A 22,172-nucleotide genomic window follows, 5' to 3' on the forward strand; every position below is an offset into this window, starting at 1 on the left:
CCACGTGGCTACAGATACCCATCAGGGCGAAGAAGTTACCGTCAAGGACGGCGTTACGTACCATCAGTTCGACGTTGTGATCGTGGGTGCCGGCGGTGCCGGCATGCGCGCAGCAATCGAGGCTGGACCGAAGGCGAAGACCGCGGTCATCACAAAGCTGTACCCCACCCGTTCGCACACGGGCGCAGCGCAGGGCGGCATGGCCGCGGCGCTCGCCAACGTCGAGGACGACAACTGGGAATGGCACACCTTTGACACAGTCAAGGGCGGCGACTACCTCGTCGACCAGGACGCGGCAGAGATCCTCGCGAAGGAAGCCATCGACGCGGTCATCGACCTCGAGAACATGGGCCTGCCCTTCAACCGCACGCCCGAGGGCAAGATCGATCAGCGCCGCTTCGGTGGTCACACCCGTGACCACGGCAAGGCTGCGGTGCGCCGTGCCTGCTACGCCGCGGACCGTACCGGTCACATGATCCTGCAGACGCTGTTCCAGAACTGCGTCAAGCTTGGCGTGAACTTCTTCAACGAGTACTACGTGCTCGATCTCGTCATGACCGAGGTTGACGGAGTGCAGAAGCCCTCCGGCGTCGTGGCATACGAGCTCTCGACCGGCGCACTCCACGTCTTCCAGGCGAAGTCCATCGTCTTCGCCACGGGTGGCTTCGGCAAGATCTTCAAGACGACCTCCAACGCGCACACCCTCACGGGTGACGGCGTCGGCATCATCTGGCGCAAGGGCCTGCCGCTCGAGGACATCGAGTTCTACCAGTTCCACCCGACCGGCCTGGCTGGCCTGGGAATCCTCCTGACGGAGGGCGCACGCGGCGAAGGTGCGATCCTGCGAAACGCCTCCGGTGAGCGCTTCATGGAGCGCTACGCACCGACAATTAAGGACCTCGCACCGCGTGACATCGTGGCGCGCTCCATGGTGCAGGAAGTGCTTGACGGCCGCGGTGCCGGCCCGCACAAGGACTACGTCTACCTCGACTGCACGCACCTCGGTGCGGAGGTTCTCGAGACGAAGCTTCCGGACATCACCGAGTTCGCGCGTACCTACCTGGGCGTTGACCCCGTGACCGAGCCTGTCCCGGTCTTCCCGACCGCTCACTACGCAATGGGTGGCATCCCGACGAACGTTGACGCCGAGGTGCTCTCGGACAACACCACCGTCGTGCCCGGCCTCTACGCTGCTGGCGAGTGCGCCTGCGTATCGGTGCACGGCTCAAACCGTCTCGGCACGAACTCGCTGCTCGACATCAACGTTTTCGGCAAGCGCTCGGGCAACAATGCCGCGGACTACGCGCAGACTGTGGACTTCACCCCGCTGCCCGAGGATCCGGCCAAGTTCGTACGTGAGCTTGTGGACGGCTTCCGCAACGGATCCGGCACCGAGCGTGTCGCCGATATCCGCAAGGAACTCCAGGAGTCGATGGACCGTGGGGCTCAGGTGTTCCGTACCGATGAGTCGCTCACCGAGGTCCTCGGGGTGATTCACGGCCTGCGTCTGCGTTACAACAACGTGGGTGTGCAGGATCGCGGCATGCGGTACAACACCGACCTCCTCGAGGCGATCGAGCTGGGCTTCCTGCTTGATCTCGCCGAGGTGCTCGTGTTCGCAGCTCGGAACCGAAAGGAAAGCCGTGGCGGTCACATGCGCGACGACTACCCTGAGCGTGACGACGTGAACTACATGCAGCACACGATGGCATACCTGACGGGTGACCCCCACTCGGCGAACCCCGAGGATCACATCCGTCTGGACTGGAAGCCGGTCACCGTGACGAAGAACGAGCAGGGCGAGTTGCGCTACCCGCCGCTGGAGAGGAAGTACTAGGTCATGAGCACCGTTACCACCGAGGCTCCCGCACAGGTTGAGGACGCCCCCAAGCCCTTCACCGTGACGCTGCTGGTTCGTCGCTACCTCCCCGAGTCGGGGCGCGAGGCGTACTGGGAAGACTTCGACGTCGAGATGTACCCGACGGATCGAATCCTTGACGCCCTGCACCGCATCAAGTGGGATCAGGACGGCACGCTGTCCTTCCGTCGCTCCTGCGCGCACGGCATTTGTGGTTCTGACGCGATGCGGATCAACGGCCGCAACCGTCTCGCCTGCAAGACGCTGATCAAGGACCTCGATATTTCGAAGCCGATCTACGTTGAGGCGATCAAGGGCCTGCCGCTCGAGAAGGACCTCATCGTTGACATGGAGCCGTTCTTCGCGTCGTTCCGCGAGGTGCAGCCGTTCCTCGTTGCGGGCTCCAAGCCCGAGGGTGGCAAGGAGCGTATCCAGTCCATCGAGGATCGCGAGCGCTTCGACGACACGACTAAGTGCATCCTGTGCGCGGCGTGCACAACCTCCTGCCCCGTGTTCTGGACTGACGGCCAGTACTTCGGTCCCGCAGCGATCGTGAACGCGCACCGATTCATCTTCGATTCGCGTGACGAGAACGCCGAGGTCCGCCTCGACATCCTCAACGACACCGAGGGCGTGTGGCGCTGCCGCACAACTTTCAACTGCACGGACGCCTGCCCGCGCGGTATCCAGGTGACCAAGGCCATCGCCGAGGTCAAGGCTGCGATCCGCACCGGCAAGACCTCCTAAGTCCCGGTAGCGGGCCCGCGGCCCGCTAGCATGGCAGCATGACGACGCCTCACGATTCTTCTCCGGCCAACACCGAAGAAGAACGTGGGGCGTCTCGTGTTTCTGAGGTTGTGCAGCGGGGCATGACTGTGTGGCAGCGTATTCAACGAACCCATCCGTGGCGCACCTTCTCGCACTTCACGAATGTGGGTGGCAGTGTTCTGTCTGGCGGGATGAGCTACCAGGCGCTGTTTGCGGTATTCGCGGGCCTGTACGTCGGCTTCGGGACGTTCGGTATCTTTCTCCGTGGGCGCCCCGAGTTGCTGCAAACGCTGATCGATCAGCTCAACCTCCTCGTGCCCGGCCTCCTGGGAGAGGGGAGCGGCAGCGCCGTGGACATCTCCACGCTACTGGCGGCGCGCGCCCTCGACTGGACGAGCATCCTTGCCGGTGCCTCGCTCGTGTGGGTGGCGATCAACTGGTTCACCGGCACACGGCGCTCGATCCGGATCATCTTTGGTCTCGAAGTGAAGGAGTATCGGAACGCGGTGCTCCTGAAGCTCCGCGACCTCCTGCTGGCCGTGGGGTTTTTCGCGGCAATCCTTGTATCCGCGGCCCTGACCGTGTTCAGCTCTGGGATCGTGGACTGGTTTTTCTCTGTGATTGGGGTGAACTCCGACGGCTGGTTCTTTGGCTGGGTGGGCACCCTCGTGCGGTACGGAGCAATGTACGTGTTCGACGTGCTTGTGCTGATCGCCGTGCATCGTCTCTTGGCTGAGGTCTACGTGCCGCGCTGGCCGCTCATCACCGGCTGTGCCCTCGGCGGAATCGCATTGCTGGGCCTCAAGATCCTCGGCAGCGCACTGCTCGGTGGGGCCTCAAGCAACCCGCTGCTGGCGACCTTCGCGGTATTCATCGGCCTGTTGCTCTGGTTCAACTTCATCTGCCGCACGCTGCTCCTCACCGCCTCCTGGATCGCGACCGGCCAGGACCGCGAACTCGGCCTGCCCGAGCCGGTGGCAGCCAGCGCATAGCGTCCGGATCGCGCGCTACGCGCTGTTCACTGGCCCTCGGTATCCGGTGACGCCTAGGCTGTCAGTATGCAGGATCGCCGCGCTCCGGAGCCCCACGACGTTGTCGATTTGATCGGGGCGAAGCGCCACGCCCGTGAATTGAGCACGGCGGAGATCGCGTGGGTCGTGGATGCCTTCACCCGCGGTGTGGTTGCGCCGGAACAGATGAGCGCCCTCTTGATGGCGATCGTGATTCAGGGCATGGAGCGGCGCGAGATCCGTGACCTGACGGCCGCGATGATCGCGAGCGGTGAACGGTTGAGTTTCTCCGGCCTCGGGCGTCCCGCGATCGATAAACACTCGACCGGGGGCGTCGGCGACAAGATCACGCTGCCGCTGGTGCCGCTCCTCGCATCGCTCGGGGTCGCCGTGCCACAACTCTCTGGACGGGGGCTCGGGCACACTGGGGGTACGCTCGACAAGCTCGAGTCGATTCCAGGCTGGCGAGCGGCGCTCTCCACCGAGGAGATGACCGCAGTGCTGCGGGACACCGGCGGTGTGATCTGCGCGGCGGGCCCGGGGCTCGCTCCGGCGGACCGTGCCATGTACGCGCTCCGTGACGTGACGGGAACCGTCGCCGCGGTACCGCTCATCGCTTCTTCGATCATGAGCAAGAAGATCGCTGAGGGTGCGGACGGTCTTGTGCTCGACGTGAAGTTCGGATCTGGTGCTTTTCTCCCCGCACTCGATGACGCTCAGGAACTCGCCACGACAATGGTGCAGCTTGGCGCAGACTCAGGGCTTCGCACGGTCGCCCTGCTCACCGACATGGATGCACCGCTGGGGCGCGCTGTTGGAAACGCGAATGAGGTCCGCGAATCGATCGAGGTGCTGCAGGGTGAGGGGCCGACGGACGTCGTGGAGCTGACACTCGCGCTCGCGCGGGAGATGCTGGATCTTGCGGGGATGCCGGATGTGGATCCGGCACCCGCGCTCCGTGATGGCCGGGCTTGGGACGCGTGGCGGCGAATCATCGCGGCGCAGGGCGGGGATCCCGACGCCGCGTTGCCGGTTGCACGTGAAACGGAGCTTGTGCGCGCAGGGGCCGACGGGATTGTGCAGCGCGTCGACGCGAGAGCCGTCGGCATTGGTGCCTGGCGGCTCGGGGCCGGGCGAGCGCGTCCGGGCGACCCTGTGGACCATGCAGCGGGCGTCGAGGTGCTGGTGCGCCCCGGAGACACGGTGCGCGCGGGGGATCCGCTATTCGAGGCCCGGTGCGATGACGTGGGCCGTATGGCGCGCGGCCTGGAATCTCTCAGCGGTGCCGTCGAACTCGGGGCTGAGGTGCCGAAGCCCCGCCCGCTCGTCGCAGGCCGCGTTACCGCGTAAGCCGGGTCGTGGGCTCTGGCTCGCCCGGGGAAGCGAGCTGCGCAAACGCCGCAGGGATCGCCTCGGCCACGTCGAGCGCAGTGACGGGGCGGCCAAGCCTTCCCGCGTGTTGCGGCGACGATTCGGGAGGTTCTCCCGCCGCGATCCGGGCAGCCCGATCGTGCAGCAGCGCGCCCGCGATCCCCAACTCCGCGAGCACCGTCGAATCCTCGCGAACCGTGTGGGCGTGTGTAGCGAGGAGGGCGCCGAGGATCCCGGCGAGTACGTCGCCGGTCCCGGCCGAGGCGAGCCACGGGGTCGCCGGTCCGGCGTACCGCGCCGGGGCGTCGGGGCTTGCGCACACGGTGATCGAACCCTTCAGGAGGACTGTGCTGCCGAGGGCTGAGGCCAGCCGCTCGGTTGCCGCCGCACGCTCGACCACTGCCGTTGGATCCCGCAGATCCGGCGGCACGGGTCCGAGGCCGGCCGCATCCCACAGCCGAGCAAACTCTCCGGCGTGCGGCGTCAGCAGGAGGGGTGCGCTTGTCGTGCCCACCAGATCCAGTGCCCCGGCATCCACCACCACCGGAGCGGAGCCGTCGATCAGTTCCCTGAGTTGTGCCGTCTCCTGGGGTGTCCGGGTGACGGGGTCCGTGCCCGATCCGATGAGCCAGGCATCGTTCGCCCGCTCAGAAGCCCCGAACACCGTTTCGGGTCGTGCCGCGAGCACCGCCGCCGCGGACGTGGGAAGGCCGAGGTCGCGGGGCGCGGTGGATGCCGGCGGGACATAGCGAAGCACACCCACTCCGGTGCGCCAGGCAGCGGTCACGCTGAGGACCGCGGCCCCCGGGTACTCTGGTGCGCCTGTTCGGACGCCGAGCACGCCCCGCCGGTACTTGTCGTCGTCCGCGCCGGGCTGCCGCAGCCAGCTGGCGACGGATGCGGGGGCGCGGTGGGTGGTCATCAGCCCTCGGATGGGTCCTGAAGCTGGGCGAGCACGGCTTGCACCGCGGCGGTGAGATCGACGAGCGCGGATTCCGCGGCGCTCCGGCTGCTGGCCGCGTCCCCCTCGTTCGCATAGGTGTCGAGGTATAGCTTGAGCTTCGGTTCGGTTCCGCTCGGACGAATCATGACCCGCGACCCGTCCGCGAGGTCGAAGCGCAGTACGTCGGCGGGGACCTCTGCTGCGCCAGGGAGCAGTAGATCCTGGAGTCGTTCCACTGCGACCCCGCCAAAACTCTCGGGCGGCGCGTGTCGGATCCGGGCCGCGAGCGCCGAGGCCGCCGACATCGAGTCGAGTCGGAGCGTGATCTGACCGCTCGCGAAGTGGCCAAAGCGCTCGCTCGCCTCGTCGAGGAGATCCCAGACTGTGCGCCCCTCCGCGGCGAGCTCGCGGGCCATCGCGACGGCGTCGACGCTTGCGGAGATCCCATCCTTGTCCCGGACAATCTCGGGGTGTGTCAGGTATCCGAGCGCTTCTTCGAACCCGAAAATGAGGCCCGGTGTCCGCGACACCCATTTGAATCCGGAGAGTGTCTCGGCGTAGTCGAGCTCATACTCGGCGGCGACCGCGCGTAGTGCCGGTGAGGACACGATTGTGCAGGCCAGCGTCCCCGTCGGGCAACCGTCGGTTTCTGCGGCACGCGCCCAGGCGCGCTCGGCCGCGCGCCAGCCCAGGAGCAGGCCGAGCTCGTTCCCCGTGAGTCGGCGATAGCACGTGGGATCTGCGGGATCCGGCGCGGCGAGGGCAAGTCGGTCCGCGTCCGGATCGTGCGCGACGATAAGTTCCGCGCCGTGGTGCTGCCCGACGCGGTACGCGAGATCGAGCGCGCCTGGCTCCTCCGGGTTCGGGAAGTCAACGGTCGGGAAGGCGCCGTCGGGCTGATCCTGCTCCGGGACCGGGATCACCGCGGGGAGCCCCGCGGCGGAGAAGACGCGCTTCGCGAGTTCGGATCCGACTCCGTGCATGGCCGTGTAGACGATCCGCAGGGACGCGTCTGAGCCCTTCGCGATGCCGGAGCCGTCCGGGCGTTGGGGGAGCCCCGCGAGCACCGCGGCCGCCGTCTCGGACACATAGGCGTTTGCCACTGACGTATCGAGCACTGTGTAGTCGCCGGAGCGAGGGAGGTCCGCGAGAGGCCGCGCCGCGACCTCGTTGATGTGCGCGGCAATCGTGGCATCGACCGGGGGGACGATCTGCGAGCCCGAGTCGGCGTCGCCGAGGTACACCTTGTACCCGTTGTCGCGCGGCGGGTTGTGACTCGCAGTGATCATGACGCCTGCCGAGGCACTGAGGTGGCGTACCGCAAACGCGGTCAACGGGGTGGGCCCCGCCGCGGGGAAGAGCATGACGCGCACGCCGGCACCGGCCATGATCTCCGCGGCATCTCGAGCGAATACCTCGGAGTTCACGCGACCATCGAAGCCGATCACCACGGACGGTGGCTCGGATGTTTCGCCGCGCGCGGCCCGTTGGTGCAGGTACGCAGCGAAGCCCGCGCTCGTCTGAGCCACCACAACTCGGTTCATGCGAGCCGGGCCTGCGCCCAGGGGGCCGCGGAGCCCCGCCGTCCCAAACGCGAGCCGCCCGGAGAACGCGTCCCCCAAGGACGCCCGGGCTGCCTGATCGCCGGAGGTGGCCTGTGCGATCCACTCCACGGCTTCTTGCCGGGTCTCGGGATCGGGATCTTGGGCCGCCCACGCGGTCGCTGCCGCAATCACACTGTCGTCAGCGACCACCGGTGCATCCCCCGTACGCAATCCCATCGCGTGTTCTCCCTCCCACGGCACGCGCCGAAGTCTTTTCACGCTACCACCCACACATGCAACCCGCCCGGAGCGCGAGTAGGCTATCTGCGGGTGTCGGATCCGGCACCTCACCGACTGTTGAGAGGACCGCCCATGTGCGCTTCCGTGCGCTGCGAAAACTGCAGCAAGATGACCTGGGCTGGCTGTGGCGAGCACATCGAAGAGGCGCTCGCGGGTGTCCCCGCAGCCGAGCGCTGCAGCTGCGCCCGCTAATTCCCTGCCGAGCCGCAGATCCGGCCCCGCCCGAGTCGCACAGTTTCACCAGGGCATCGGAGATTCACGAGCGTGCAGGAGATGTTCCTCAATTCACGCGCTGAAGTCGTGAATCTCCGTGTCTTTGGTGCAAGCGGGCGGGTGCGGGACGAGGGTTAGTCGAATTCCACAGCCCGGAGCCGCTGCGCGTTCGCCGCGGTCTCCAGTGGCTCCAGTGCGGCCATCGCCTCCCGGAAATGCGGAGTGCGCGTGTGCGCCTCGAGGTCGGCCTCTGAACGCCAACACTCGGCGAGCACAAATGCCGCCGGGTCCTCCACATCCGCGAGGAGTTCGTAACTGAGGCAGCCCGCTTCTTCGCGCGTGGCCCGGATCAGTTCGGCGTAGACGGCGAGCGCCTCGGCGCGGTGTTCAGTCTCGATCCGGCAGGGGACAAGAATACGCAGCACGGGGCCTCCTCGGGATCAGTGTCCCAGCCTATCGGCGGAAACTCCGGCGTTACTCTGCCTCGGGTGGTGGATCGTTGGGGGCGAGGTCACCGCAGCCGATCGCTGCCTGCACCGCAAGCCAGCACTCCGCGGTGTCCTCCATCGAGGAGAGATCGCGCCCAATGATTTTCTCGATGCGCGAGATCCGTGCGATCAGAGTCTGCCGATGCACAAACAGGCGTTCGGACGCGCGCACCCAACTGCGGTTCTCCTCCAGGAAAATCCGCAGCGTGTGGGTGAGCGACGTCCCGCGCTGCTCGTCGTAGATACGGAGCGGGCCGAGCACTTGCCGGGCGATGCCGCGCAGCTGTTCGGGATCATTGGGCAGGAAAAGGGAGGTTGCTTCCTGCTCATCGAACCGCATCACCTGACCGGATTGGTGTGCGCGGATCAGGGCGCTCCGCGCCTGCCGCAGCGCGTTCGGAATTGTCGCGAGATCGGTGAACGTCGCGCTCACCCCGATGCCGGAACGGGTATCGGCGAGTGCTCCCAGCAGTGGCTCGATCGGGTCGCCCGACCCCATGAGGACGAGCACCTGGCCATCTTTGAGGGTGGCAAGGGCGGGAACCCGACTGGTGCCGAAGGCCGCATGCACCTGATCGAGCGTTGCTCTGGCGTCCGGGTGGTGAGAAACGGCGAGCAGGTATGGCGGGTGCACCCCGTAGGCCTCGACCAAGTGCTCAGAGGGGGCGGATGCCACCGACTCGTCGCACAGATCACCGAGCAGGAGAGAGCCGTGCAGCCAATCGCTGCGACGCGCGGCAACCTTCACCGCGAGCGCGTTGTCAACGATGCCAGCGGCGTGCTGCAGAATCGCACGGTCAATCGGCCCCGCGTGAGAGATTTGGAGCTCAGGTTCGCCGGGAGACAGTAGCGGGACCGCCCACAGTCCCGCATCCAACTGGCGGAACGCCCCGGGCCCGGCACCGCGCTCGTGCGGGTGCAGGCTCAGGTCAGCGCTGAGGATCCGCCCCAGCTCGTCGAGGAGTGCGTCGATCGCGTCGTCGACATCGTGTTCGCCGAGCGCCGCGTAGAGCTGCTCGGTCTGCTGCACCCGGGCGGCACGTTCCTGCTGCCCCGCTTCAGCAACGGCCATCGCGAGCGCCACGAACCGAACCTGATACTCGGTTTGCAGCACCGGGAACCCGAGCTGCGTGGCGTGGGCCAGCGCCTCGGGAGTGAACGGGTGCGCCGGCATCTCGGCATCGATGGTGATCGCCGCGATTCCGGCGTCGTGCATGCCCGTCAGGTAGGCGCACTGCGCGGCTGTTCCCTCGGGAACGCCGATTCCCGTCGTCATGACAAGCGCATGCTTCCCGAGCCACTGCCAGGGCGCCGGCTGCTCGCAGACATGCGCCCACTCAATTTGTCGGTCCTCCCCGATCCCGGGTGTCAGCGACGTGGTGCCGGCACCGGCCAGATCGAGCAGCGACCTCACCGTGAAGGTCATGGCTTCAGCATACGCGGGCCGGGCGTATCAACCCGCCACCGCCCGTTCGAGGGCGGCGGCCGCGCGGTACCCGGAGTCCACGGCCCCGGATAGCGACTGTGCGAGGCCCGTGTGCTCGCCGGCGATTGCCACACGGCCTGCAGCCTGGGTGAAAGCCGCAGCGTCTGCGGCTTCCCAGCCGAGAGAGGGCGCAGAGTAGGCGCCGCGCGCCCAAGGGTCGTCTTCCCAGGTAGTGAGCAGCACGTCCCCGTCGATTTCGAGTTCGGGGCGCATCGCCTGCAGTGCCTGTACCCATCCCTCGGGTCCCTGGCTCACCCCGAGCGCGTCGAGCGCGAACGGTCCGCCCGCGAATGAGGAGAGGGCATCGATGCGGTGTTCCCCGTCAACGCTGAGTGAGCGCCAAGACCACCAGGTATGGTCCGGATTTTGCAGGGCGATATCGCCGTCGACTCGGGAGAGCGGCACCCCGAGCTTCGCCGCAACACCCATGAATCGATTGTCGAGGGCCCGCTGCTGCGCCTCGGGCAGCACGAACCCCAGTGACAGTTCCCGCAAGAGCGGAAGCGGCACCGCGATCACCGCTGCGTCTGCATCGAGCCGGGTGCCGTCGCGCAGCGTGACCTGCACGCCAGTCTCGGACTGCTCGACAGCGGCAACGGGGGACTCCAGCCGCACCCGATCGTCCAGACGCCGCGCGAGTTCGATCGAGAGCGCCTGGTTGCCGCCGACGAAGCGGCCGCCGTCTTCAACGTAGCCGTTCACAGTCGAGGACTCGTGCAGCAGCACGGCCTCGGCACTGACCAGTGCGGGATCGGCCGCGGCGGAGGTCGTGGTGCGCCGGTAGACGGGATCGAGGCGATAGGCCGCCCCGAGCGACGTGGCGAAAGCCTGCTCAAGTGATACGTTGCGCTCGCCGTCCGCAAGCATCTGGGCGAGCGTCTGACGCACGCGCTCGCTCGTCTGTCCGAGTTCCGCGAAGGAGATCACCCTGCCGTTCACGGTACGCCGGCCGTAACGCACATTGTGCGACATGATCGGCACCCCGACCTCAGCGGAGAGCCGTCGGATGGGGAACTCAGTCGGAAACACGTACTCGCCGCCGCGCTCGGTGATCTCGCCGTTGCCGAGCTGTTCTGACCAGGTGCGGCCACCCACGCGGTCCCGCGCTTCGAGCACAGTGCAGTGGTGCCCGGCCTTGCCGAGTTCCCAAGCCGCGGTGAGTCCCGCGAGTCCGGCTCCGATGACAACAACGTCCATGCGTGTTCCTCCTTGAACAGCCCGCTCCAACGCTCCCATCGTAGGGCCGCCCTCGGAAACCCTGCGCCGAAACTGGGGCTGAGCACGCGAAACCTTATGTTTGTACACCCCACGCAGGGTCAGCCGTACAAAGCTATGAAACTTGGCCGGGGCGGTAACGAAGAGGTAACACGGCGGGGTCAGCCGAGGGTGTTCGCTGCTACCTTCAGGTCGTGCCGGGGTCCGAGACACCGCCAGATGCGGGATCGCGCCGGCACCGATCATGACCACAGCGGACCACGATCACAACGAAGTGAGGAACACATGTCCAGTCTGAGAACCCTCCCGTCACGCCGCGGCGTGACCGCGCGGCGCGGGCTTACGCTCGCCGCGGGCACCGCAGCGCTCGCCCTCGCGCTTGTCGGCTGCAGCGGCGGCGGTCCCGCCGAACCCGCGCCCGAGCGCGACCTCGGTACCCCCGTCGCCGGTGAAATCAAGGCTGGCGCACTCGACGGTGTCACGCTGACGTTTGCCGGATCCGGTGGTGTATTCCAGGACGGCCAAAAGGCCGCGCTCTGGGATCCCTTCGCTGAAGCATCCGGAGCGACGTTCAACCAGGACGCCTTCGACGCAGGCAAACTCAAGGCGATGGTCGACAGCGGCAACGTCAGCTGGGATGTCGTCAACACGACCCAGTTCGACACTGCCCGCGGTTGCGGCACACTCTTCGAGAAGTACGACTACTCGCAGATCGACATCTCGAAAATCCCCGAGGGCACGATCACCGATGACTGCATGGTGCCCCAGATTATGTACGGCCTTGTCGTGGCCTACAACACCGAAGCGTTTGGCGACAACCCGCCGACAAGCGCCGCAGACTTCTTCGACACCGAGAAGTTCCCCGGCAAGCGCACGGTGAGCCAGTCCACCTACGTCGACCCGCAGACCGTCGAGTTCGCGCTCACCGCGCAGGGCAAGGACCTGAAGAATCTGAAGCCCGAGGACATCGAGGGCGCCTTCGACATGTACAAGGACCTCGGCGACGACGTCATCGGCTGGACCACAGGTGCCGCAGCACAGCAGCAGCTCGAGTCGGGTGAGGCCGTCATGGGGCTCGTCTGGTCGGGTCGCGGTTACGGTGCCGCGCAGGCCGGTGCCCCCATCGCTCCAATGTGGGACGAGTGGATGATCATGGTCGACTCGAATGGCATCCCGAAGGGCGTGAAGGACAAGCAGGCGGCATTCGCTGCGGTGAACTTCTCGCTCGGCGCGGAGCAGCAGGCGAAGATGACCGAGGAGACATCCTACGGCGGGGTCAACGTCGACGCGAAGCCGAACATGGACGAGCAGCTCACCACGTGGATGACCACGGAGCACCTCGATACGGGCATCGCCCCGAACGTCGACTTCTGGGTCGACAACTACGACGCTCTCGCTGCGGCGTGGGCTGGCTGGGCGACCGGTAACTGATCGCCATGACTGAGTTCACCGTCACCGAGGGCGACGCGTCGACGCGCGCGATCGCCCTCGGTGCGGACCCCGGGGCCGCGAAGAAGCGAGGGCCGAAGAACTGGCGCCCGCTCCTGCTCCTGATCCCGGCGTTCGTCATCGTCTCCCTGTTTTTCCTGGCACCGCTCATCGACGTGTTTATCCGTTCGGTGACGGACCCGCAGCCCGGCATGCAGAACTATGTGTGGCTGTTTACGACCGAGGCGAATCTCACGGTGGTGCTGCGGACCTTCGGGACCGCGATCATTGTCACGATTGTGTGCCTCCTGCTCGCCTACCCGTATGCGTACCTCATGACAATCGTGTCGGATCGCACGCGGAACATGATGCAGCTGTTCATTATGATGCCGCTGTGGACCTCGATTCTGGTTCGCACCCTCGCCTGGATGGTGCTGCTGCAGGACACTGGCCCGATCAACGGCATCCTCGCTGCATGGTTCGGGATCGGACCGATTCCGCTGATCCGCACGACGTTTGGTGTCGCGCTTGGCATGAGTCAGGTGCTGTTGCCGTTCATGGTGCTGCCGCTGTACTCGTCAATGTCGAAGATCGATAAGCGGCTCCTGCCGGCAGCCTCGAACCTGGGGGCAAACCCGATCACCGCGTTCTTCACGGTCTACCTGCCGCTGTCGAAGCCCGGCATCTTCTCGGGTGGCGTCACGGTCTTCATCCTCGGTCTCGGTTTCTACATCATTCCCGCGCTGCTCGGATCGTCGAAGGAGATCATGATCTCGGCAATGATCCAGCAGCAGATCAGTGTGTTCCTCATGTGGGGCCAGGGCACCGCGCTCGGCATATTCCTCCTTGTGTGCACGATCCTGATTCTGGTTGTCGTGTCTCGCATGAATAAGGGCGGCAGTCTGTTCCCGGGGGTGAACCGCTAATGACGTTCAAACGAGTGCTCGGCGCCTTTGCCGTGCTGATCGTGCTGTGGCTGATCCTGCCCACGCTCGTGATCATCCCCATGTCTTTCAACGAGGCACCGTCCTTCAACTTCCCGCCGAAGGGCTTCTCGCTGCGCTGGTACGAGAACTTCTTCACGGACGTGACATGGATGAAGTCGCTGTTTTCCTCGCTGCAGGTCGCGGTGCTCACAATGATCGTGGCAACCGCCGTGGGCGTGCTCGCTGCGCTGGGGCTGTCGAAAGTGAAGTTCCGGGGCAAGGGGCTGCTGGAGGGATACTTCCTGCTCCCGCTGATTGTTCCGGGCATCGTGCTCGCGGTGGGTCTGTACTCACTGTTCCTCCGGATGAACCTGCTGGGCACGCTTCCCGGCTTCATTCTGGCGCACACGATTGTGGCGATGCCGCTCGTGATCACGAACGTGATGGCGTCGCTGCAGGGCCTGGACCCGCGGCTCGAACAGGCCTCGGCCTCACTCGGTGCTGGCCGGGTCCGCACCTTCTTCAGCATCACCCTGCCGCTCATTGCGCCGGGTGTGACCGCGGGTGCCCTGTTCGCGTTCGTCACTTCGTTTGACGAGGTGATCCTGTCGCTGTTCATTCAGAGTCCTTCACTGCAGACCCTGCCCGTGAAGATCTTCAACAGCGTCACCCAAACCAATGACCCCACGGTGGCAGCGGTGGCGGTGATCACGATGTTCACCTCAGTCGTCGTGATGCTGGTTGCCCAGTTTGCCACGCGGAAGAGAAAGCGACCGGTAGCGTGAACGCTATGACTCACAACGACATCCCCGTGCCCGCCGGGCACGAGCAGGAGCTGCGCTCTGAGGGCCTGAACACGCAGGCGATCCACGCGATCGGCGATGCGGGCATCAGCCTGAACCAGGTCACCAAGCGCTACGGTGACAAGGCCGTGGTCGACGAGATCGACCTGGTGATCGAGCCGGGCGAGTTCATGACCTTCCTGGGCCCGTCGGGCTCGGGAAAAACCACAACGCTCAACATGATCGCGGGCTTCACCTCGGTGACCGAGGGAATGCTGCACATCTACGGCAAACCGGTGGCGAAGCTACCGCCGCACAAGCGCGACATCGGCATGGTGTTCCAGAACTACGCACTGTTCCCACACAAGACCGTTGCGGAGAACATCGCCTACCCGCTGCAGCGCCGCAAGATGAGCAAGGCGGAGCAGCAGCAAAAGGTTGCGACCGCCCTCGATATGGTGCGGATGGGGGAGTTTGGTGATCGCTTCCCGTCGGAACTCTCCGGCGGCCAGCAACAGCGCGTCGCCCTCGCCCGGGCGCTCGTCTACGAACCCCGCGTGCTGCTCATGGACGAGCCGCTGGGTGCACTCGACAAGAAGCTGCGCGAGTGGCTGCAGACCGAGATCAAGCGCATCCACCGCGAGGTCGGCTCGACGTTTGTCTACGTCACGCACGATCAGGAAGAGGCGCTGTCGATGTCTGACCGCATTGCGGTCTTCAATAACGGACGCATCGAGCAGGTCGGCACCTCGGAGGATCTCTACGAGGCACCGCAGACGCTGTTCGTGGGGCGCTTCCTTGGGGAGTCCACGGTGTTGCTCGGGAAGGGCGCAGCCGACGGAGATCGCCGCACCGCGATCGATGTTGCCGGGCACCGCGTGGTGGCCGACGGCTTGAGTAGCCACGAAGATCTCGCGATCTTGATCCGGCCCGAGAATCTGCGGCTCGAGCCCGCCGGCACCGCGCCGTCGGAGTCGCAGAACGCGATCCCGGTGACGATCCTGGACGTCACCTACCTCGGTGCGTCGCGCCGTTACACTGTGCGACTGCCCGATGGTAGTGAGGGCGCAGTGCGCCTGGGCCAGGACGCGCGGATCCACAACCGCGGCGACGAGGTCGCGATGATGTGGGACATCGCATCCGGCGTGCTGCTTGTGGATACCGGTGAAGCCGGGGAATCCGCCACGTAGGAGGGGCGCCCTCACGCCAGGGGCGGTGCCGGATCGTGTGATCCGGCACCGCCCCTGGCGTGTCACGGCAAGGCTATGCGTCCATGTCCACGTGCTTGGTTTCGGGGGTCAGGATCAGCGCGACGAGCGTCAGCACTGCGGCGCCGGTGAGGTACAGTCCGACATAGACCGGGATGCCCTCCGCGAGCCCCCACAGCCACACCGCGATGATCGGTGCGAGCGCGGCACCGAGGATGGAGGACACGTTGTACGCGATCGCCGATCCCGTGTAGCGCACGTTGGTGGGGAACATCTCGGGCAGGAACGCGCCCATCGGACCGAAAGTGAGACCCATCAGGGTAAAGCCGAGCGCGAGGAAGAACATCACGAGCGCGGTGCCGCCCCCCAGCAGCGGAACGAAGGTGAAGCCGAAAGCCGCGATGGCAATGGTCACCCAGATCAGGGTGCGGCGGCGGCCGAAGCGATCCGCGAGCGGGCCGGAGACGAGCGTAAAGATGCCAAAGAACACGACGCCGAACACAAGCATCAGGATGAAGTCGTTGTATGCGTACCCGAGACCGGGCACGTACGCATCCGCATTGAAGCCCGTGCCCGCCGCGGCCGCGGCCTGCTCTGCGGCTTCGAGGCCGGGGCGCGTGCCGAACGTCAGCGTGTACGAGGTCATCAGGTAGAACAGCACATAGGTGGCGAGCATGGCAAAGGTGCCAAGGATCAGCGCCTTCCAGTGATCGCGGAAGGCAACGGCCACGGGGAGGCGCTTGACCTGGCCAGCCTCCTTGGTGCGCTCGAACGCGTTCGACTCCACAAGCTTCAGGCGTACCCAGAGGCCCACGATGACCATCACCGCGGAGAACAGGAACGGGATCCGCCAGCCCCACTCGAGGAACGCCTCGGAGGCGATGCCGGGCTTCGTCGGATCGGCAAGCGCGTTGTTGATCACGAAGAACAGCATGTTCGCGATGATGAACCCGAGCGGTGCTCCGAGCTGCGGGAACGTGCCGTACCAGGCGCGTTTGCCCGCCGGCGCGTTTTCGGTGGCCACGAGCGCGGCACCCGACCATTCCCCGCCAATCGCGAAGCCTTGCACGAGCCGCATGAGGAGCAAGAGCACCGCGGCCCATGCACCGATTTGCGCGTGCGTCGGAAGCACGCCGATCAGGAATGTCGCGATGCCCATGGTGAGGAGGGACGCGACCAGTGTTGTCTTCCGGCCAAGACGGTCACCAAGGTGGCCGAAGAAGACGGCACCGACCGGGCGTGCGAGCATCGCGGCACCGAACGTCGCGAAGGACGCGAGGAGCGCAGTGGTCTCATTGCCCGTGGGGAAGAACAAATGGGGGAAGACGAGCACGGCGGCGGTCGCGTAGACATAGAAGTCGTAGAACTCGATCGTGGTCCCAATGAGGCTCGCAAGAATAACCCTTGATCGGGAATTTCTAGGCGCGGATGGTGCTGTTTCTGGTGCTGCTGAGGTGCTCAAGATCGGCTTTCGTGTGGGGATGAAACGCGGACCCCGCAACGCCGATGTGGTGAGATGGCTCGCGCCAGTGAACTCGGGCTCTTCGTGGGAGCCTCCGCTCTAGGGTACGCCCGTCGCCGGGGTCCGCCTCGCGCGGCCGACATATTGCGTCACCGAGGTGTGGCCGGGCAGTGGCAAACGCTAGCTTTAGCGTGTGCTCCGACGGCGACGCAGTGTGAGTGCCAGTCCGCCGAGCGCGGCCGCACCACCGAGCATGCCGAGCGCCGTCGCCGGGGAGGCACCGGTCTGCGCGAGCCCACCAGCCGGCGGCTTCACCGGGGTGACGCCGGGCTTCACTGGCGGATCGACTGGTGGGTCGACTGGCGGGTCAACTGGCGGTTGCACGGGTGGATCGACGGGTGGGTCGACGGGTGGGTCGACCGGTGGGCTCACCGCCTTCGTGATGGTGATGGTCAGGGTGCCGGTGATTGTGTTTCCGAGGCGGTCGGCGACGCTGAATGTCACGGGGAACGTCCCGGCTGTCGGCGGTGTTCCGGAGAGCTCACCCGTTGTGGGGTCGAGGATCAGCCACTCGGGGGCGTCTTCGCCGAGTGCATACGATGTGGCGGGGAAACCCTCGGTGACGGTGATCACGTGGGCGAGAGGGGCCTTCGCCCGGCCTGTGGCGGTGTCCTCGCTCGTCACGTCGGCGCGCACGATGGGCATGGATACCCCGCCGCTGAACGTGTTGAACCGGCTGAATTCCTCGCGGAAGGTGTACTGCAGCTGCGTCGTCGAATCGATCAGGTTCAGGCTTACGATGGGGGCTTCGGGGGCACCCGGTGGAACGATCGCGCCACCCAGAGACGCGGTTGTTGTTCCGTCGTGGAGGGCGGTATGCCCGGTGACATCGAACACGATCCGGGTCGCGCCGACTGGCACGTACAGGGTCGGTCCCTGCACTGACTGGAAGTTGATGACGTGGCTTGCGCTTGGATTGGCGACGAGCCCCTCCAAGCTGCGGATCCTGTTGGTGTTCGCTTGGAACGTGGTGAGATGTGTTGAATCCGCGAGTGGGGTGAGATCGCTCGTGCCAGTGTTTGTGATCCGGAGGGAGACCAGGGCGGGTTTCCCTGCCAGTGCTCCGATCTGGCCCTCCAGGGTGGGATTCTCGTCAACGGTGACCTCGGACAACTGTGAGAGGTTCTCGAGCCCGTCGAGCGAGGTGAGCTTGTTCGTAGTGGCGCTGAGCACGCTGAGCTGAGCCATGTCTTTCAGCGGCACGAGGCTTGATATCTGGTTCCCTGTGAGGCCCAGGTGCGTCATGGTGGTGAGTCCGGCGATCGGCGTCAGATCGGTGATCGCGTTGTGCTGCACAAAGATGCGCTTCACCTGGGTCGCGTGCTGCAATCCGGCGAGCGAGACGATGCCACGGCCGTTGCAGTTGATTTCCGGGGAGATTGTGCCAAGCTCTGGGGCCGTGATTGCCTGGTCCGCGGGCCGCCCGCCCCCAAGCTGCTCGTTGAGGCAGGCCGCGAGCCCGGCATCCTCGATTTCGCCAAACGCGGCGGCTGAAGCGGGGGTTGCGATACCGAGGAGCCCGGTCGATCCGAGGAGCAGGGCCAGTGCGCCACCGGTGGCGAGAACGCCCCGCCGATTCCGGCGCCGTGTGCGTCGCTCAGAACGTATTTCCCCCATGTGCGTTCCTCTCGGTCAGTGCGTCGTCGCACTCCCTGTGGGCGCATCCCCGCCCCATCCCTAAGGCTGAACCTATGTGGGCCCCGTGTGTCTGTCAAGAGGGATGGGGCGGGATGGGGTTACTGGCCGACGACCATGATCTCGTGGGGCAGCTGCGAGAGGAGGCTCGTCTTGTCATCTTCAATGATGAACGTGTCGAGCACCCCGATGCCACACATGCTCTCGAAGTTCGCGACCATGCCTGACTCGAAGACACGATCGTCGTCCTCGCCGCCCACCACCGTGAATTTCCACTCGCCGACCCAATCGGGTGGGAAGGCGATCCCCATTTCGTATCCCCCGATCCACACGCTCGAGTTGAGCTCAAAGACCCCAGCGTCCCGGTAGTAGGCGTAGAGCTCGGCGTTGACGTCGCCGATGCGCACCCCGGGGCGGGCGCGTTCGAGCAGGATGTCGAAGCCTCCTGCGAGGAGTTTGAGCAAATCCACGGCTGCCTGGGGCGGTTCGCGGAATGTGTACATCTGCGATCGGTTTGAGTGGTAGCGCTTGAATACTCCGCACGGATCGACATCGAGAAAGTCGCTTTCCGTGATCACGCGACGGCCGGAGATCTCGTGGTACACGCCCAGGGCGGCGAGTCCGACGAACGCGACCTGGTGCAGTCCGGCGGGTTCACCGCCCGCCGCAGAGAGACCGCGGATGAGCTCACCGTGTGCATCCAGCTCGGTCATGCCGGGGCGGAGCACGTCGGCCAGGTGGAGGAGGCCGGAGTCGCAGATCGCGGCCGCCTGCTTGACGGCGACGATCTCGTCCGCGGACTTGATCATGCGGACACGGCGTGCGGTGAGGGTCGCGTCAACGACGCGCGCGCCGGCATCGAGGAGCGCACCCTCCATCATCTTTGACACTGCCGGGTTGGGGATCGCCGAGAAGAGTTCGATCCCCACGCGGGAGCCCGACACCCAGCCCTCCTGGACGAGTTCCCGCACGATGAATCGGAGCATCCCGTCGCGCTCGTAGCGGGGGAGGAGCCGTACGTCCTGCGCCACCGAAGTGCGGCGGATCATTTCTGTGTGTTCGATGCCTTCGAAGAGTACATACCCAGCGTCTACTCTGACGACCGTGCACGTGAGCGGGCGCCAGTCGCGTGGCCCGTTCGCCTTGTACCAGCGAAGCGTCAGGCCGTGGAGCCAGTTCTGCGCCTCGGGCGACGACAGTACGAGTGTGTCCACGCCGTCCTCGGCCATCGCCTGCTGTAGTCGCGTGAGTCGACGTGCGTACTCCTCTGGAGAGAAGGCAATGTGCGGTTCAGTGCCGGAAATCTGCTCTTGCTGTTCGGCAAGGAAACGGGTAATTGCGGGATCGAGCATGCTCACCTCTGAGTGTCTCTGGGTCGTTGGAGCAGGTCGACAAGGCGACGCTGCATTCTCATAATAACATATTATTACAAGATCGCAGGTGGGTTCTCGGGGCTGCGGAGCGCCGACTCCGGGCTACGTTGCAGTCTGGAATGACGTGGTGGAGTGAGGGGTCCGGAGCGCCTCGGCGACGACGTCGGGGGTGAGGGGGCGTGGCGCGGTTGGGTGGGTGGTGTGCGAGAGCGCCGCAACGTGTCGTGCGGCCACCTCGGGAGGAACGCCGAGCTGTGTGGATACCCAGTCATTGAGCACCTGCAGCATGAACTCCGCACTGATGCCCTCGGGGTCCGCGAGTGTGCGGATTGAGAGACCATCCATGAGCGCGAGGACGCCAGTTGCGATGCGATGAGGGTCGGCCCCGGAAGGGAGGCGGTCCGTTGTTGACAGGACCTCGAGGGCTTCCTCGAGCGGGTGAGCCCAGAGTTGATACACCTGCGTTGACACGCCGCGGAGGTGTTCGGAGCGGCCGGCTGCGGCCCAGAGCTCGCTCCAGAAGCCCCAGCGCTCGGGGAAGCCAATCGTCCCGTGCACGTGGAGGGCGTTCATGGCGTAAATGAGCTCCAGTGGATCTTCGATGCCCTGCAGGCGTCGCTGCGCCTCCTGGGAGATTGCGCGCATCATTACCGTGAAGGTCTCGTCCACAAGCTTGTCGCGGGTATCGAAATAATGCTGCACGAGGCCGAGACTCACCCCCGACTCGCGAGCGATATCTTTCAGCTTCGCGGCAACCACGCCGTCACGGGCGATGACTCGAATTGATCCCGTGAGGATCTCAGCGCGGCGCCGAGTGGCGAGATCTGGCTCTGTCCGGGGGATTGAAAGTTCTGAGGAATTCGCCACGCGAGGTCCATTCTGTTCGATGTGCGGAAGCCGCCATGCACTCGCCGCTGGTGTAGATCACTCTATGGGGCGGGGTCTGGGGTGCACAGCGACGGGCGGTCTTGCGAAATTGCAATAATGCGTTATTATAATACTTCACACCCGCTGACGAAGGAGTCACGAACATGAGCCATCTCTCCCGCACGCTGCTTCCCGTAGCTGCCCTGGCTGCCCTCTCGCTCGCTGCCTGCTCCGCGGGAGGTTCCCCAGGCGACTCGAACGCCGACGGCGGCACGCTTGTCTTCGCGAGTTACGGAAGCGCGTATCAGGACGCACAGAACGAAGCCTTTTTGACCCCCTGGGCCGCCGAAGCAGGGGTCACCGTGCAGAACGATGGACCGACCTCGTACCCAAAGATCCAGCAGATGGTGGAGTCGGGGAACGCGATTTGGGACGTCGTCGACACTGAGCCGTATTTCCCCGTCGCGAATTGCGACACTCTTGTCGAAAAGATCGACTTCGCGAACATCGACACCTCGCAGTACCCCGAGGGCACGTGGTCCGACTGCTCAATCCCGATCGCCCAGTACTCCACGATGATGATCTATAGCACCGACACCTTTACCGGGTCCGCGGTACCCACGACACCCGCTGACTTCTTCGATCTTGAGAAGTTCCCCGGGACGCGGATGGTGCCGGGGTGGGCTGGAGCCGGGGCGCTTGAGTTCGCGTTGCTCGCGGATGGAGTTCCCGCAGAGAAGCTCTACCCACTCGATACTGAGCGCGCGTACGCGAAGCTCGACACAATCCGTGACTCCCTGACGTTCTGGAATACGAGTTCGGAATCCCAGCAGGCGATGGAGGACGGCTCCGCCGACCTCTGGCTCGCTTGGTCGGGCCGCGGCTACGAGGCGGAGAACAACGGCGCGAAGATCGCGCCGGTGTGGGAGGACAATCTTCTCTCCTGGGCGAGCCTGAGCATCGTCAAGGGAAGCCCAAATCTCGAGCAGGCGCAGAGCTTTGTCGAGTACGCCGCGCAGGCGGCGCCGCAAGCGCGCTTCGCGGAGCTCCAGCCCTACTCGCCCGCGGACCTATCCGCTAAGCCGGAGCTGAATGATCTCCAGGAGAAGTGGAACGTCGCGAAGCCAGAGGTGCAGGATCAGTCGATCGTGACCAACGTGCAGTGGTGGGCGGACAACTCTGCCGAGGCGGAAACCGAGTGGACCGCTTGGTCGACGAGCTAAGCCGTTGATCGA

18 protein-coding genes are annotated in these 22,172 nt (G+C 65.4%); 9 read left to right on the plus strand and 9 right to left on the minus strand.

From position 1 onward, the window contains the following. Window positions 1-4: 4 nt before the first annotated feature. From sdhA to FM113_RS06060, 4 genes are all read left to right on the plus strand, one after another. Window positions 5-1,837, plus strand: a complete 1,833-nt coding sequence (gene sdhA / locus FM113_RS06045; RefSeq protein ID WP_087012532.1) for a succinate dehydrogenase flavoprotein subunit — start codon at window positions 5-7, stop codon at window positions 1,835-1,837. Between the two features lie 3 nt (window positions 1,838-1,840). Continuing rightward, window positions 1,841-2,605: a succinate dehydrogenase iron-sulfur subunit gene (locus tag FM113_RS06050; RefSeq protein ID WP_087012534.1), complete on the plus strand. Its 765-nt coding sequence runs from the start codon at window positions 1,841-1,843 to the stop codon at window positions 2,603-2,605. 38 nt (window positions 2,606-2,643) lie between these two features. After that, complete coding sequence (locus FM113_RS06055) at window positions 2,644-3,618, plus strand: YihY/virulence factor BrkB family protein (RefSeq protein ID WP_087012536.1); 975 nt, start codon at window positions 2,644-2,646, stop codon at window positions 3,616-3,618. A gap of 66 nt (window positions 3,619-3,684) precedes the next feature. Further along, the gene (locus FM113_RS06060) at window positions 3,685-4,986 is read left to right on the plus strand and encodes a thymidine phosphorylase (protein ID WP_087012538.1); all 1,302 of its coding nucleotides are present in this window, start codon (window positions 3,685-3,687) and stop codon (window positions 4,984-4,986) included. On the opposite strand, the gene FM113_RS06065 is transcribed toward FM113_RS06060, so the two are convergent. The 5 genes from FM113_RS06065 to FM113_RS06085 all read right to left on the minus strand — a co-directional run bounded on the left by FM113_RS06065 (window position 4,976) and on the right by FM113_RS06085 (window position 11,178). Beyond that, entirely contained in the window at window positions 4,976-5,929 is a 954-nt protein-coding gene (locus tag FM113_RS06065; protein WP_087012540.1) for an ADP/ATP-dependent (S)-NAD(P)H-hydrate dehydratase, read from the minus strand. The genes FM113_RS06060 and FM113_RS06065 overlap by 11 nt on opposite strands. Then, the gene (locus tag FM113_RS06070) at window positions 5,929-7,731 is read right to left on the minus strand and encodes a phospho-sugar mutase (protein ID WP_087012542.1); all 1,803 of its coding nucleotides are present in this window, start codon (window positions 7,729-7,731) and stop codon (window positions 5,929-5,931) included. The genes FM113_RS06065 and FM113_RS06070 overlap by 1 nt, the downstream gene beginning before the upstream one ends. 410 nt (window positions 7,732-8,141) lie before the next feature. Beyond that, entirely contained in the window at window positions 8,142-8,432 is a 291-nt protein-coding gene (locus tag FM113_RS06075; RefSeq protein WP_087012544.1) for a putative quinol monooxygenase, read from the minus strand. A gap of 49 nt (window positions 8,433-8,481) precedes the next feature. Continuing rightward, window positions 8,482-9,921 (minus strand): PucR family transcriptional regulator ligand-binding domain-containing protein, encoded by a 1,440-nt coding sequence (locus tag FM113_RS06080; RefSeq protein WP_087012546.1) that lies wholly within the window; start codon window positions 9,919-9,921, stop codon window positions 8,482-8,484. Between the two features lie 27 nt (window positions 9,922-9,948). Beyond that, window positions 9,949-11,178, minus strand: a complete 1,230-nt coding sequence (locus FM113_RS06085) for an NAD(P)/FAD-dependent oxidoreductase (RefSeq protein ID WP_087012549.1) — start codon at window positions 11,176-11,178, stop codon at window positions 9,949-9,951. A gap of 303 nt (window positions 11,179-11,481) precedes the next feature. On the opposite strand from FM113_RS06085, the gene FM113_RS06090 reads away from it, so the two are divergent. From FM113_RS06090 to FM113_RS06105, 4 genes are read left to right on the plus strand one after another with little or no spacing between them, the layout of a single operon-like run. Further along, window positions 11,482-12,627, plus strand: coding sequence for an extracellular solute-binding protein (locus tag FM113_RS06090; protein WP_254908898.1), 1,146 nt, complete (start codon window positions 11,482-11,484; stop codon window positions 12,625-12,627). Window positions 12,628-12,632: 5 nt separating this feature from the next. Next, window positions 12,633-13,550: an ABC transporter permease gene (locus FM113_RS06095; RefSeq protein WP_087012551.1), complete on the plus strand. Its 918-nt coding sequence runs from the start codon at window positions 12,633-12,635 to the stop codon at window positions 13,548-13,550. Beyond that, entirely contained in the window at window positions 13,550-14,335 is a 786-nt protein-coding gene (locus FM113_RS06100) for an ABC transporter permease (protein ID WP_087012553.1), read from the plus strand. The genes FM113_RS06095 and FM113_RS06100 overlap by 1 nt, the downstream gene beginning before the upstream one ends. 5 nt (window positions 14,336-14,340) lie before the next feature. Beyond that, the gene (locus tag FM113_RS06105) at window positions 14,341-15,522 is read left to right on the plus strand and encodes an ABC transporter ATP-binding protein (RefSeq protein ID WP_087012555.1); all 1,182 of its coding nucleotides are present in this window, start codon (window positions 14,341-14,343) and stop codon (window positions 15,520-15,522) included. A 73-nt stretch (window positions 15,523-15,595) separates the two neighbouring features. Here FM113_RS06105 and FM113_RS06110 read toward each other — a convergent pair whose 3' ends face one another. From FM113_RS06110 to FM113_RS06125, 4 genes are all read right to left on the minus strand, one after another. After that, complete coding sequence (locus FM113_RS06110) at window positions 15,596-17,002, minus strand: MFS transporter (RefSeq protein WP_087012557.1); 1,407 nt, start codon at window positions 17,000-17,002, stop codon at window positions 15,596-15,598. A 186-nt stretch (window positions 17,003-17,188) separates the two neighbouring features. Continuing rightward, a complete protein-coding gene (locus FM113_RS17880; RefSeq protein WP_140393294.1) occupies window positions 17,189-18,679 on the minus strand; it encodes a putative Ig domain-containing protein in 1,491 nt (496 codons plus the stop codon). 119 nt (window positions 18,680-18,798) lie between these two features. Next, a complete protein-coding gene (locus FM113_RS06120; RefSeq protein ID WP_087012560.1) occupies window positions 18,799-20,049 on the minus strand; it encodes a Xaa-Pro peptidase family protein in 1,251 nt (416 codons plus the stop codon). A gap of 123 nt (window positions 20,050-20,172) precedes the next feature. Beyond that, complete coding sequence (locus FM113_RS06125; RefSeq protein WP_087012562.1) at window positions 20,173-20,937, minus strand: TetR/AcrR family transcriptional regulator; 765 nt, start codon at window positions 20,935-20,937, stop codon at window positions 20,173-20,175. A 164-nt stretch (window positions 20,938-21,101) separates the two neighbouring features. Here FM113_RS06125 and FM113_RS06130 point away from each other — a divergent pair, with 164 nt between their 5' ends. Then, complete coding sequence (locus tag FM113_RS06130; RefSeq protein WP_087012564.1) at window positions 21,102-22,160, plus strand: ABC transporter substrate-binding protein; 1,059 nt, start codon at window positions 21,102-21,104, stop codon at window positions 22,158-22,160. Window positions 22,161-22,172 lie beyond the last annotated feature (12 nt).

The organism is Leucobacter sp. 7(1) (assembly GCF_900163635.1).
GTDB lineage: Bacteria > Actinomycetota > Actinomycetes > Actinomycetales > Microbacteriaceae > Leucobacter.

Excerpts from the sequence above, each read along its gene's own strand:
- FM113_RS06050 (WP_087012534.1), top strand. The coding sequence starts at position 1,841 with ATGAGCACCGTTACCACCGAGGCTCCCGCACAGGTTGAGGACGCCCCC.
- FM113_RS17880 (WP_140393294.1), bottom strand. The coding sequence starts at position 18,679 with ATGGGGGAAATACGTTCTGAGCGACGCACACGGCGCCGGAATCGGCGG.
- FM113_RS06120 (WP_087012560.1), bottom strand. The coding sequence starts at position 20,049 with ATGCTCGATCCCGCAATTACCCGTTTCCTTGCCGAACAGCAAGAGCAG.
- FM113_RS06095 (WP_087012551.1), top strand. The coding sequence starts at position 12,633 with ATGACTGAGTTCACCGTCACCGAGGGCGACGCGTCGACGCGCGCGATC.
- FM113_RS06085 (WP_087012549.1), bottom strand. The coding sequence starts at position 11,178 with ATGGACGTTGTTGTCATCGGAGCCGGACTCGCGGGACTCACCGCGGCT.
- FM113_RS06070 (WP_087012542.1), bottom strand. The coding sequence starts at position 7,731 with ATGGGATTGCGTACGGGGGATGCACCGGTGGTCGCTGACGACAGTGTG.
- FM113_RS06100 (WP_087012553.1), top strand. The coding sequence starts at position 13,550 with ATGACGTTCAAACGAGTGCTCGGCGCCTTTGCCGTGCTGATCGTGCTG.
- FM113_RS06090 (WP_254908898.1), top strand. The coding sequence starts at position 11,482 with ATGTCCAGTCTGAGAACCCTCCCGTCACGCCGCGGCGTGACCGCGCGG.
- FM113_RS06105 (WP_087012555.1), top strand. The coding sequence starts at position 14,341 with ATGACTCACAACGACATCCCCGTGCCCGCCGGGCACGAGCAGGAGCTG.
- FM113_RS06060 (WP_087012538.1), top strand. The coding sequence starts at position 3,685 with ATGCAGGATCGCCGCGCTCCGGAGCCCCACGACGTTGTCGATTTGATC.
- FM113_RS06055 (WP_087012536.1), top strand. The coding sequence starts at position 2,644 with ATGACGACGCCTCACGATTCTTCTCCGGCCAACACCGAAGAAGAACGT.
- FM113_RS06080 (WP_087012546.1), bottom strand. The coding sequence starts at position 9,921 with ATGACCTTCACGGTGAGGTCGCTGCTCGATCTGGCCGGTGCCGGCACC.
- FM113_RS06130 (WP_087012564.1), top strand. The coding sequence starts at position 21,102 with ATGAGCCATCTCTCCCGCACGCTGCTTCCCGTAGCTGCCCTGGCTGCC.
- FM113_RS06065 (WP_087012540.1), bottom strand. The coding sequence starts at position 5,929 with ATGACCACCCACCGCGCCCCCGCATCCGTCGCCAGCTGGCTGCGGCAG.